Annotated in this window: 13 protein-coding genes and 1 pseudogene; 2 read left to right on the top strand and 12 right to left on the bottom strand. The window is 60.5% G+C overall.

What is annotated here, in order from left to right; all coding sequences use genetic code 11:
- Window positions 1-74 precede the first annotated feature (74 nt).
- The 9 genes from J5286_RS00070 to J5286_RS00030 all read right to left on the bottom strand — a co-directional run bounded on the left by J5286_RS00070 (window position 75) and on the right by J5286_RS00030 (window position 7,335).
- Complete coding sequence (locus tag J5286_RS00070) at window positions 75-239, bottom strand: DUF1328 domain-containing protein (protein WP_018901089.1); 165 nt, start codon at window positions 237-239, stop codon at window positions 75-77.
- A 90-nt stretch (window positions 240-329) separates the two neighbouring features.
- Window positions 330-494, bottom strand: a complete 165-nt coding sequence (locus J5286_RS00065) for a hypothetical protein (protein ID WP_181459267.1) — start codon at window positions 492-494, stop codon at window positions 330-332.
- A 138-nt stretch (window positions 495-632) separates the two neighbouring features.
- A complete protein-coding gene (locus tag J5286_RS00060; protein ID WP_209188585.1) occupies window positions 633-815 on the bottom strand; it encodes a hypothetical protein in 183 nt (60 codons plus the stop codon).
- A 160-nt stretch (window positions 816-975) separates the two neighbouring features.
- Window positions 976-1,725 (bottom strand): ABC transporter ATP-binding protein, encoded by a 750-nt coding sequence (locus tag J5286_RS00055; protein WP_209188584.1) that lies wholly within the window; start codon window positions 1,723-1,725, stop codon window positions 976-978.
- Window positions 1,722-2,555, bottom strand: a complete 834-nt coding sequence (locus J5286_RS00050) for an ABC transporter ATP-binding protein (protein ID WP_209188583.1) — start codon at window positions 2,553-2,555, stop codon at window positions 1,722-1,724. The genes J5286_RS00055 and J5286_RS00050 overlap by 4 nt, the downstream gene beginning before the upstream one ends.
- Window positions 2,552-3,499 (bottom strand): ABC transporter permease, encoded by a 948-nt coding sequence (locus tag J5286_RS00045; RefSeq protein WP_209188582.1) that lies wholly within the window; start codon window positions 3,497-3,499, stop codon window positions 2,552-2,554. Before J5286_RS00045 ends, J5286_RS00050 begins: the two co-directional genes overlap by 4 nt.
- Window positions 3,496-4,563 carry an ABC transporter permease gene (locus J5286_RS00040; protein WP_018901084.1) on the bottom strand — a complete coding sequence of 356 codons (1,068 nt, stop codon included), beginning with the start codon at window positions 4,561-4,563 and terminating at the stop codon, window positions 3,496-3,498. The genes J5286_RS00045 and J5286_RS00040 overlap by 4 nt, the downstream gene beginning before the upstream one ends.
- A gap of 18 nt (window positions 4,564-4,581) precedes the next feature.
- Entirely contained in the window at window positions 4,582-6,225 is a 1,644-nt protein-coding gene (locus J5286_RS00035) for an ABC transporter substrate-binding protein (protein WP_047509073.1), read from the bottom strand.
- Between the two features lie 51 nt (window positions 6,226-6,276).
- A complete protein-coding gene (locus J5286_RS00030) occupies window positions 6,277-7,335 on the bottom strand; it encodes a dipeptidase (protein WP_209188581.1) in 1,059 nt (352 codons plus the stop codon).
- 259 nt (window positions 7,336-7,594) lie between these two features.
- Between J5286_RS00030 and J5286_RS00025 the strand changes: the two genes are divergently transcribed.
- Entirely contained in the window at window positions 7,595-8,104 is a 510-nt protein-coding gene (locus J5286_RS00025) for a DUF1993 domain-containing protein (RefSeq protein ID WP_209188580.1), read from the top strand.
- A gap of 7 nt (window positions 8,105-8,111) precedes the next feature.
- On the opposite strand, the gene J5286_RS00020 is transcribed toward J5286_RS00025, so the two are convergent.
- Together J5286_RS00020 and galE are read right to left on the bottom strand one after the other, a co-directional pair.
- Window positions 8,112-9,632, bottom strand: coding sequence for an alkaline phosphatase family protein (locus J5286_RS00020; protein ID WP_209188579.1), 1,521 nt, complete (start codon window positions 9,630-9,632; stop codon window positions 8,112-8,114).
- Between the two features lie 12 nt (window positions 9,633-9,644).
- A complete protein-coding gene (galE, locus tag J5286_RS00015; RefSeq protein WP_018901079.1) occupies window positions 9,645-10,628 on the bottom strand; it encodes a UDP-glucose 4-epimerase GalE in 984 nt (327 codons plus the stop codon).
- A gap of 343 nt (window positions 10,629-10,971) precedes the next feature.
- On the opposite strand from galE, the gene J5286_RS00010 reads away from it, so the two are divergent.
- Complete coding sequence (locus J5286_RS00010; RefSeq protein ID WP_209188578.1) at window positions 10,972-11,754, top strand: class I SAM-dependent methyltransferase; 783 nt, start codon at window positions 10,972-10,974, stop codon at window positions 11,752-11,754.
- 174 nt (window positions 11,755-11,928) lie between these two features.
- On the opposite strand, the pseudogene J5286_RS00005 reads toward J5286_RS00010, so the two are convergent.
- Window positions 11,929-12,254, bottom strand: a pseudogene (locus J5286_RS00005) (hypothetical protein); the annotation flags it as partial.

The following is a 12,254-nucleotide window of genomic DNA, read 5'->3' as shown; positions in this document are numbered from 1 at the left end:
AGGTTTCGGCAAGTGGCAAACGCACGAAAAATCCGGCGCCTTTCGGACGCCGGATTTCGTTGATTATGCTGGATTTAGACGCGGCGCATGAGCCGCGCGACAAGCGATACAACAAACAGCACCAGGAATATGAAAAACAGTACCTGGGCAATCGATGCTGACGCGCCTGCGATGCCGCCGAACCCCAGAACGCCGGCGATCAGGGCCACAACAAGAAATACGAGTGCGTAGTAAAGCATTGCCATCTCCATTTAGTCGTTGCTGACCAGATAACGATGGTGTGCCTTTTTGGTTCCGTGCTCGGTGAAAAAGGGTTTGTTTTCGGTGCTCTAACCGATAACGCCGCAGACCACCGCTGCGAGAAAGGTGAATGCTGCCACGACCAGCGCCGCATTGGCTGCCAGATGCAAACGACCACGCGTCGTTGCCGGCTTCTTGGAGCGTGCGGAACGATAGTGGTCCGCGTGAGTATGCGACATACCCAAGTTTGCCATGTGTTGCCTCCGCCTGTTTTCAGCTCTTATTGAGAGCTCAGTTTCTTATATAGTCTATCTGAATGGTAGAGATAAAATTCCACCAGATGCCGCTTGCTGAGAAAATCCGTCTTGGCTTGGACGCCTAACAGGGACGGTCTAACAGATGGTGTGCCAGGCCCAGATCAGGGAGCGCTCGACCGCGTTGTCCTTGTAGGAGCTCTTCTTCTTCGCAACGATCTTTCGATCCCGCTTTGCCGTCTTGAACAGCGGAGCTGCCCGCTTGGCAGCCTTGGCTGGAGGTGCGAAGTAACCCATGGTCATGCCGCCGAGAAAGAACATCTTTATCTCCATGATCACGAAAGCTAACAGCCGTTAACGTAATCATGACAGAAGCAAGGCAGCTGTCAATAGTCTAGTCGATTGGTCGTGTTTTAACGGACCGTTATTCTTAACGGTCCGCCGATTGCTAAAAATTTCAATTACTTGAAAAGATTGGACTTCAGACTTTCACGAAGCCCTTGCTCGCGACCATCAAACTTTTCGTGTAGTCCTCGTGAACCTCGGCCTTGGCGAGCTGCTCGGCCGTCAGACGTTCGACCACGGTGCCGCCGCGCATCACGGCGAGGTTTTCGCACATGTGGGTGATGACGCCGAGATCGTGGCTGACCATGACGAAGGTCAATTTCCGATCGCGCCTGACCTGCTCCAGAAGGTTCAGCACTTCAGCCTGTACGGATGCGTCAAGCGCCGAAGTAGGCTCGTCGAGCAGCAGGATCGACGGTTCGACGATCAGGGCGCGGGCGATGGCGACGCGCTGCCGTTGGCCGCCGGAGAGCTGATGCGGATAGCGGAACCGGAAGCCGTTGCCGAGGCCGACTTCATCCAGCGCGCGAGCGATGCGTGTGTCGCTGTCCGAGATGCCATGGATCGCCAGCGGCTCGAGCAGCAGTCTGTCGATGGTCTGACGTGGATGCAGCGAGCCGTAGGGGTCTTGGAACACCATCTGGACCTTGCGGTAGAAGGCCTTGCTGCGCTTGGAGCCCGAGAGCTGCTCGCCGTGGATCTTGATGGTTCCGTTCTTGACGGGTGCGAGCCCGGCGACAGCGCGCAGCAGGGTGGATTTTCCAGAGCCGGATTCACCGACGAGACCGAAGGACTGGCCCTCGGCAATCTCGACGCTGACATCCTTCAGCGCGTGGAAATGGTCGTAGATGACGGTAACATTGTCGACGGAAAGGGCTGCTTTCATGCCGCCCACTCCGGCTTGCGGTCCAGCACCGGCAGCGGATGCCTGTTTTCGCCGATCTGGGGCATGCAGTTCAAAAGTCCTTGCGTATAGGGATGCTGGGCGTTCTTGAGATCGGAGGCCTTCAGCTCCTCAACTACCTTGCCGGCATACATAACGATGACACGGTCGCAGAAGGAGGAGACCAGGCGCAGGTCGTGGGACACGAAGATCAGGCCCATGCCGCGCTCGGACACCAGGCGGTCCATGATCCTGAGCACGTCGAGCTGCACGGTCACGTCGAGCGCCGAGGTTGGCTCGTCGGCGATCAGCAGTTCGGGGTCGGCGATCAGCATCATGGCGATCATGGCGCGCTGTCCCATGCCGCCCGAAACTTCATGCGGATAGAGATTGAAGACGCGCTGCGGCTCGCGGATCTGCACGGCTTCGAGCATGGCGATCGCGCGATCACGTGCTTCGCCCTTGCCGATCTTCTCGTGGGTTCTCAGCGTCTCGCAGATCTGTTTGCCTATCGTCATGACCGGATCCAGCGAATATTTCGGATCCTGCAGCACCATGGCGATGCGCTTGCCGCGCAGTTGCCGGCGCTCCTTGGCCGAGGCCGAGAGAAGGTCGATGCCGTTGAAGTCGAGCGTGTCGGCCGTGACGATACCATGCGGCGGCGTCAGGCCCATGATGGCGCGGCCGGTCTGCGACTTACCGGAGCCGGATTCGCCGACGATGCCCAGGCGCTCCTTGCCGAGCGTGAAGGAGACGCCGCGCACGGCCTCGATGACGCCGGTGCGCGTGGGGTAGCTGACCTTGAGGTTTTTGACGGTGAGAAGCGTGCTCATTGGCCGCTCTCCTTCGGGTCCAGCGCGTCGCGCAGGCCGTCGCCAAGCAGGTTGAAGCCGAGGCTGACAACGAGGATGGCGATACCCGGCATGGCGGCAACCCACCATTGGTCGAGGATGAAGCGGCGGCCCGAGGCGATCATCGCACCCCATTCCGGCAGCGGCGGCTGGGCGCCGAGGCCGAGGAAGCCGAGGCCGGCTGCCGTCAGGATGATGCCCGCCATGTCGAGCGTGACGCGCACGATCAGCGAGGAGATGCAGAGCGGCATGACATGGCGCACGACGATGCGCAGCGGCGACGCGCCCATCAGGCGGACGGCCGAGATGTAATCGGAGCGCCTCACCGTCAGGGTCTCGGCGCGCGCGATACGGGCGTATGGCGGCCATGAGGTGATGGCGATGGCGATGATGGCGTTCTGGATGCCCGGGCCGAGTGCTGCCACGAAGGCGAGCGCCAGGACGAGCTTCGGGAAGGCGAGGAAGATGTCGGTGATGCGCATCAGGATGGCATCGACCCAGCCGCCGGCATAGCCGGAAACGGTGCCAACCAGGAGGCCGATCGGCGCGGAGATGATGGCGACGAGGACGACCACCATCAGCGTCAGGCGGGAACCGTAGATCAGGCGCGAATAGATATCACGGCCCTGGTCGTCGGTGCCGAGAAGATAGCCCTCAGCGCCTGGCGGCAGAAGGCGGGCATTGCGGAGATCGCCGACGACCGGCGAGTGCGTGGCTAGAACATCGGCAAAGGCCGCCATCAGGAGCAGCGCTATGATGATGAAGAGACCAACGACGGCCAAGCGGTTGGCGGTAAACTGCCGCCACGTGACGTAGGCGCGGCCGAGACGGGCTTGCGTGCGCGACTGCGGACGGTCGGAGAGCAGCCACTCGCGGCGGGTCATCGGTCTGACATTGGTTGCAGTGTCGTTTGCTTGCATGCTCATCGGGTTCGGGTCCTGGGATCGAGGGTCCGATAAAGAAGATCAGACAAGAGGTTGATGCCGATGAAGACGGTGCCGATGACGATCGTGCCGCCAAGCACGGCGTTCATATCGGCATTCTGCAGCGAATTGGTGATATAGAGGCCGATACCGGGCCAGGAGAAGACTGTTTCGGTCAAGACCGAACCTTCGAGCAGTCCGGCATAGGAGAGCGCGATGACGGTGACGAGCGGCACCGCGGCGTTGCGCAGCGCGTGGCCCCAGATCACCCGGGTTTCCGACAGGCCCTTGGCGCGCGCGGCAACCACATATTCCTGGCTAAGCTCGTTCAGCATGAAGCTGCGGGTCATGCGGCTGATATAGGCGAGCGAGAAATAGCCGAGCAGCGAGGCTGGCAGGATGATGTGGCGGAAGACGTCATAGAATACATCCCACTGCCCCTGCATGGCGCTGTCGAGCAAATAGAAGCCGGTGACCGGCGTGAAGCTGTATTCGAAAACGATATCGATGCGGCCGGGGAAGGCGACCCAGCGCAGCTTGGCGTAGAAGATCACCAGCGAGATCAGCGACAGCCAGAAGATCGGCACGGAATAGCCGATGAGGCCGATGACGCGAACGATCTGGTCGGCGAAGCTGCCGCGCTTGACGGCGGCAAGTACGCCGAGCGGCACGCCGATCACCGAGCCGATGATGGTGCCGAGCGTGGCGAGTTCGATCGTTGCCGGGAAGACGCGCTTGATGTCGACCATGACCGGATTGGTCGTCAGCACCGAGGTGCCGAAATCGCCGGCCAGGATTCCTTTGAGGTAGATATAGAACTGCTGGTAGAGCGGCAGGTCGAAGCCCATTTCGCGCCGCACGCGCTCAACCACGTGGGCGGGTGCGCGGTCGCCGAGAATGGCGAGCACCGGATCGATGGGCACGACGCGGCCGATGAAGAAGGTCACGGCCAGAAGGCCGAGATAGGTGGTGACGGCGGCGACCAGAAAACGGCCCACAGCCTTCGCAAAAGGAAGAGCACGGCCGGGTTTCGGCCGTGCTTCCGTCTTTGTTTCGACGATGCTCAATCTATCAATCCTGCCGGATCATTCCTTGCCGATCATGCCGACATAGTTGGTGTCGAAGCTCGGGCCGAGCTTGAAGTTCGTCACACCCTTGCGGTAGCCCGCGACTTCGGTCTGCTGGAAGATGAAAACGAACGGGCTGTTGGCCAGATACTTCTTCTGAATGTCCTGATACATCGCCGCGCGCTTGTCGTTGTCGCGTTCGAGCAGGGCAGCCTTGGCTTCCTTGTCCAGCTCAGGTGCTTCAAACGTGTTGCGCCAGGCGAGCGTCTTCACGGTACCGGCGTCGGAGTTATCCGGGTTGCTGGTGAAGGTGTCGGCGTTGGAGTTCGGGTCGAAGTAGTCCGAGCCCCACTGGCCGATGTAGATGTCGTGCGTGCGGGCGCGGAACTTGGTCAGCGTCTGCTTGCCGTCACCTGGGATGATTTCCATCTTGATACCGGCCTGGGCGACCGACTGCTGGATGGATTCGGCGATACCGGTTACCGGCTGCGTGTTGCGCACGTCGATGGTGACCGAGAAGCCGTCCTTCAGGCCTGCCTTGGCGAGAAGTTCCTTGGCCTTGGCGACGTCGAACTTGTATGGGTTCTCGTCGAGCGCGCCGAGCTGGCCCTTCGGCAGGAAGGTCTGGTGGATTTCGCCGATGCCCTTGATCAGGGTGGCGCCAATCGCATCGTAATCGACCAGGTACTTGAAGGCTTCCTGGACTTCCGGCTTCTTCAGGTTCTCGTTCTTGGAGTTGAGGCTGATGAAGTAGACGGTGCCCTTCGGCGCGCTTTCGCTGGCGAGATCGGCGTTCTTTGCAACGGCATCGAGGTCGCCGGGCTCCAGGTTGCGCGCGATGTCGATGTCACCGGCCTCAAGCGCCAGGCGCTGCGCCGAGCTTTCCTTCATGAAGCGATAGATGACGCGGGCGAGCTTGGCCTTTTCGCCGTAGTAGTTGTCGTTGCGCTCGAGCACGACCACTTCGTTGGCGCGCCATTCGCGCAGCTTGAAGGCGCCGGAGCCGGCATAGCCGGTCTTCAGCCACTCATTGCCGAAGTCGTTGTCGTACTTGTAGTCGGCCGACGGGGTGACCGGCTTGACGTGGTCGAGAACGAGCTTCTTGTCGACGACGGAAGCAACCGTTGCCGTGAGGCAGTTCAGGACGAAGCTTGGTGCGTAGGGCTTGTCGACGGTGAAGGTGAAGGTGTTCTCGTCGGTCGCCTTGGCTTTTTCGGTGACGTTGTCACCCGTGATGCCGAACTGGGTGATGATGAAGGCTGGGCTCTTGTCGAGCTTGACTGCGCGCTCGAAGGACCAGGCAACGTCCTCGGCGGTGATCGGGTTGCCGGAGGCGAACTTCATGCCGGGCTTCAGCTTGAACGTATAAGTCAGGCCGTCATCCGAAACGGTCCAGCTCTCGGCGAGGTCGCCCTTGACCTTGGACGTGTCGGCCATGTCGAGGCGTACGAGCAGGCTGTAGGTGTTGCTGGTCATTTCGGCGGTCGAAAGCTCGAAAGCTTCGCCCGGATCCATGGTGATGATGTCGTCGATCGCGAAGCCCTCGACGAGGGTATCCTTCGGGGTCTCGGCAAAGGCCGCGGGCGCGGCCATCATCAGGATGGAAAGGGCGGCGCCGGCGGAAAGCGCACGGAAGCTGCGGTTCAATCTGGTCATCATCATAATTTTCGTCCCCTGTTCATTCTTGAATTCAATCAAAGCACGTCAGCAGTCTCAGGCAGCCTCTTCTCCCCATGCCGAAGACAGAATCCGAAGCCAGTTTTCGCTGGCCATTTTCTTCAAATCCTCGCCACCATATCCAGCACGCCGAAGCGCATCAATCAGCTTCTGGTTGCCCGATGCATCGCCGATTTCATCCGGTATGGTTGCGCCGTCGAAGTCCGATCCGAGCGCCACGCAATCGATGCCGATGCGCTCGACGAGGTAGTCGATATGGCGAACCATGTCGCTGAGCGGCGTGTCGCCGTCGGAGCGGGCGTCGTCGCGCAGCATGGCGGTTGCATAGTTGAGGCCGACGAGGCCGCGGCTTTCCTTGATCGCGTCAAGCTGCCTGTCGGTCAGGTTGCGGGCGACGGGCGTCAGAGCATGGACGTTCGAGTGGCTGGCGACGAGCGGCTGATCCGTCGTCTTGGCGACATCCCAGAAGCCCTTTTCGGTGATGTGGGCGAGATCGATCATGATGCCCATGCGGTTGCACTCGCGAACCAATTCGAATCCGGCATCGGTCAGACCAAGGCCGGTATCCGGCGACATCGGGAAGGCAAACGGAACGCCGTGACCGAAGATGTTGTGCCGGCTCCAGACCGGGCCGAGCGAGCGCAGGCCCGCGGCGTAGAAGACTTCCAGCGCGGCCAGATCCGAACCGATCGCTTCGCAGCCTTCCATATGCATGACAGCGGCGAAGACGCCGTCTTCGATGGATTTGCGGATGTCCTTGACGGTGCGGCACAGACGCCAAGCGCCGGCGCGATCGAGGCGCAGGGCGATAGCGGCCATTTCATTGGCGATCCGCAGCGATGGCAACGGATCGAGAGGCGCTGCGAGCGGGGTGACGTAGTGGCCGTCCTTGTCGGGATCGGCGAAGACCAGATCGCCCGAGGGAATGTAGATGGCGCAAAGACCGCCGGCCAGTCCGCCTGCCTTGGCGCGCGGCGCGTCAATGTGGCCGGTGTCCGTTCCGTTCGCAAACTCGGCAATGGGATCGCCGCCCTCCCGCTCATGCGTCCAGAGGCGGAGAAGAACGTCGTTGTGGCCGTCGAATACGAATTGCATGTCAGTTCCTGTAAGCCCTCATCCCGTGAACCAGGGCGAGCGATGCGAAGCGCGCAGAATAGAAAAGCTGGTAAAATAAGCCACCTCTTTTTTGGGATTATTTTGGCGCAACAACCCACGGTTAGGCGCGCTACGACGGCCTGGCCGCGACACCTTAAAAACATCGAGAATGCAGCGCGAGCCGATGAAAATGATATGTGGCCCGACTATATGATATCGCGGAAACGGTGGCCGGTCGTCGGCCCCGGTGGAGAGCGCAATGTCTATTTCAATCTATCGCCTGACAGTGCCTGTATTTCAGCGCGGCCTGACAACGTTGGCCAACTATCTCGACAAGGCGGAGGCCTTCGCCAGCGAGAAGGGCATCGATCCCGTGGAGCTCGTTGCGACGCGGCTGGCGCCAGATATGCTGCCGTTTTCCGGCCAGTACCAGCGGGCCACCGATAGCGCCAAGCTTGCCATTGCACGGCTAACGGGTACGGACGCGCCGAAATTCGAGGATAACGAAACGACGATCGCCGAGCTCAGGGCGCGTGTCGCCAAAACGGAAGCCTATCTCGCGACCGTTTCGCCGGATACGCTCGATGGCGCTGAAACCCGCGAGGTCGTCATTTCTCCCGGCGGCAACAGAACGGTCTTTCGTGGCGACGACTACGTCTTGAGCTTCGCGCTGCCGAATTTCTATTTCCACATCTCGATGGCGCACGCGATCCTGCGCAACAAGGGTGCGCCGGTCGGCAAGCTCGATTATCTTGGGCGGTTCTCCTGACGATCAATCAGGGCCGGTGTCGAACCGGCCCTTTCTCCGTCAGTTCGGTATAGGCCAGGGTTTGGTCGAGATGACGGGCGCGCAGCGACAGCAGTTTTTCCGCGTAGGCGAGCCGTGTCGAAGCGTAAGCGGGGTCGGCCGCGATATTTCGCAGCTCCATCGGGTCGTCCCTGAGATCGAAGAGCAACGGCGCCAAGCCGGCGAAATGCACGTATTTGAAGCTCTCGTCCCTGACGACGGCGAGATTGCATTCGTTCGATCGCAGGCCGAAGTGCCGCTCCGCGTGCTGATGGGCGATGTCGCGGAAATCGAACTCCCAGAAGGCCGCATCCCGCCAGCTTGTGACACCCTTCCCTTCGGTGAATGATAGCAGGGACTGCCCGTCCAAGCCGTTTTCAGGCTCGACGTTCAGGCGCTCGCAAAGCGTCGGAAAGATATCGGCGGCGCTGGTGAAGTGCTCGACCGTTCCGCCGCGGGTGCCCGATCGCGGATCGCGAATGACCAAGGGGATGTGATAGCTTCCATCGAAGAAGCCGCCCTTGCCGAAGGTCCAGTGATCGCCGGCCATCTCCGCATGATCCGAGGTGAAGACGATGACCGTGTTTTCCCAGACGCCGGCATCCTTGAGCGCGGCCCAGATACGGCCGAGTTGCGCGTCCACTTCGGCGATCATGCCATAGTAGATGGCGCGGATGGCTGCGATGTCCCCGGCGGTCCAGTCATCGACCGGGCCGGTCGCGCCGTGGATGAAGCTGCCTTTGTCGTTTCGCGGCATCGCGTAGGCGAGATAGGGATGGGACGACTGCTCGCTCTTTCGATCGGCCGCGCGTGAAAAGGCAGGCCCGTCCTCGGGCGAAAACATGTCGTTGTAGGGCGCCGGCGCGGAAAAGGGCGGATGCGGGCGAAGGAAGGATATGTGCGCGAACCACGGATTATCCTGTTCGCCCAGCCAGCGAATGAACTCGCCGGCCAGAAACGCCGTCTGCGTCTCGTCTTTCGAATAGGCGGTGGGCGCGTTGGAGATTTCGCCGGGACGGGCGCCCAAGGGGATGTGAATATCGCGGCTCGTCGCATTCTCATGGCCGTGCGAGCGAAGCCAGGACAGCCATTGTCTCTCATGTTCCGGCAGCAGTTGCCGCGCGGTAAAGCCGGGTAGCAGGCCTTCATACGTCGTCAGATGCGGGTCGTTGGCATCGACGCCGCGCGGGTCGGGTGCCGTATCCGTGTATCCGAACAGGGTCGGCTCGTAGCCGGCGCGGCGTGCTGCCAGCGCCAGATTGTCGAACCTGCCATCGAGGGGCGAGCCATTGCGGCAAACCCGGTGGTTCATCTGGTAGAGGCCGGTATAGAGCGTGGCGCGCGCCGGCGAACACGGCGCGGCACCAGCGAAATGACGGGCAAACAGCGTGCCTTCGGCCGCCAGCGCATCGACATTCGGTGTCCTGACGCAGGCGTGATTGCGTGCCGAGAGGCAATCACCGCGCCACTGGTCCGCGGTGATCAGCAGAATGCTCGGTTTGCCCGTCATCGATCTGGCCAATCAGTGATGGTTGGATTTCGAATGCCAGTTCCAGGCCGAGCGAATGATCTGGGAGAGATCATGCTGCGGCACCCAGCCGAGCACTTCGCGCGCCTTGTCGTTGTTGGCGACCAGCGTATGCGAATCGCCTTCGCGGCGGCCGACATATTCGACGGGGAATGGTTTGGCGGAGACGTCTTCGATCGCGCCGAGCAGTTCCTTGACCGTCGTGCCGGTGCCGGTGCCGAGATTGAGAGCGACCGATTCACCGCCACGCAGCAGATGTTCGACGGCACGGACATGCGCATCGGCAAGATCGAGCACGTGGATATAGTCGCGCACGCAGGTTCCGTCGCGGGTCTCGTAATCGCTGCCGAACACCTTGAAACCGTCGCGCCTTCCGAGTGCGGCATCGATCGCGAGCGGGATCGCGTGGGTTTCCGGTTGATGCCACTCGCCGATACGACCTTCGAAATCGGCGCCGGCGGCATTGAAATAGCGTAGCACGACCGAGCGGAAGCCGGTGTACTTGTCGTAGTCGGCAAGCGCCTGCTCGACGATGTACTTCGTCTGGCCGTAGGGGTTGATCGGCACCTGGCGGTGGGTTTCATCCAGCGGCACGCTCTGCGGCAGGCCATAGGTCGCGCAGGTGGAGGAGAAGACGAAAGCCTTGATGCCGGCTGCCTGGGCCGCTGCCAGCAAGGTCAGCGTGCCGATGACGTTGTTTTCGTAGAAGGCGACCGGGTCCTTGACGGATTCACCGACCTCGATCAGGGCGGCGAAATGCAGGATGGCTGCGGGCTTGTGCTTGGCCAGAACCTCGTCGAGGCGCGCGCGATCCCTGATATCGCCTTCTTCGGCCGGGCCCCATTTGACGAACTCACGGTGCCCGTTCGAGAAGTTGTCGTAAACGACGGGCTTGAAGCCCTTGTTGGCGAGATCGAGACATGTGTGGGAGCCGATATAGCCTGCACCACCAACGACCAGAACTGTTTCACCTGCCATGCACCACCTTCTGTGATTTGGAATCGGACAGCACCAGAGTTAGGCCAACGACATGGCGATAAAAAGAACGAAGTGCGCTGTGTGTCGCTTTCGCCGCATCTTATGGCCAACGCGATTAGCGAATTTCGTTAGCCGAGATCGAAGACCGGTCGAATAAGGATCATTTGCCTGCGATGTGTGATCAAGATTTTCCCGACTGACAATATCGTTGGCGCCATCGGTGGTAGCCGGAAATCTTTCTACCTGTGATACTGCCTTATTTTAGCTTTCATGCATGGTCTATGCTTTGAGTCATGTCATTTCTTTTGCAATAGACTTCAAAGATATCTGGAAAACATCGCGCATGGATGCAGCTATTCGCAAGTTTATCTTTCACGATCTTCAAACGATCGAGGGTTACATCGATCCCCCGGATGCGCTGGTGTTCCTGGCGATCCTCCAACATCAGGCTCTGGCCGGTTTTGAAGGGGCGATCGCCGAGATCGGCGTCTATTACGGGCGATCGTATTTCCTCTTTCGGCGCATTTGCGGGGATCAGGAGCGAATCGTTGCCATCGATCTTTTCGATCTCGACAGTGCGAAGAAGGGCAGCGCGCAATATCTGCAATTTGTCGAAAACGGCCGCCGTCTCGGGCTTCCTGTGATGGAGGACCTGGTGATCAAGGGCGACAGCACGCTTCTGAAGCCGGCCGATATCTTCGCGAAGGTGGGGCCGGTCCGCTTCTTCAGCATCGATGGCGGGCACATGCTGCATCACGTGATGTCTGACACGCATCTGGCGGCGGATACGCTGACCGATCATGGCATCATCGCCTTCGATGATACGTTCAACCCGACATGGCCGGAGGTGACGGTTGGCGTCGCCGATTTCCTGCGTGAGCAGCAGGGCGAGTTCGCCGTTTTCTGTATTACCAAATACAAGACCTATGTCTGCCGCCGGGCATTTCACGCCGAATATTCGAGAGCGATTGCCGCCTCTCCCGATCTTGCCGCTTTCGAACATGTCGAAACCGAGTTTCTCGGCTCCAAGGCGGCGCGGCTCGAAAACCCGATGCGTAGGCGGCTCGTGCACCAGCTTCTGGTGCGCAGCGGCATGAGCGTGTTTTCGGAGCGAGCTTATCGATAGCCGGCTTTGCTGTGAGCGGGCGATAGAAAGAAAAATGCCTCGCCGAAGCGAGGCTAGTTCAAGGCCGCTTCGGGGAAAACAGAAGCGACGGAGCCGTTTTATTGTTGCCCTAGCTTTCCACAAGCGCAGTTTGGCGGATTTTGGTACGCGCGGCGAAATGGCGCGGAATGAATGTCAGGACTGGCTACCGCCACTTTTTAAGCTTGCGACAAGCCGGCGGCCGCGACGCAGAGCGGTGAATGCGGCGCCGACCGCGATCAGCCATAGCGCGGCAATCAGCACTTCGTTCGTGCCGCCCCAGAGCGGCTGAAACACCGAGAGGATTGCGGCGCCTGTTATCGTTGCCATGCGGTGCTGTTTGGCCATGGGGCCGGAGAAATCGCTCGGCTGGCCGGTGGCGCGGCCGAGTTCGCGGACATAGGCGGTGAGCACCGCAAAAGCCGCCGCCGCCCAGCCGAGCGATTTCTCCGGCCCCATGGCCAAACAGCACCGCATGGCAA

The sequence above is a fragment of the Rhizobium sp. 16-488-2b genome, from assembly GCF_017741815.1.
Lineage (GTDB): Bacteria > Pseudomonadota > Alphaproteobacteria > Rhizobiales > Rhizobiaceae > Rhizobium.
This window is presented reverse-complemented; position numbering and strand designations above follow the sequence as displayed.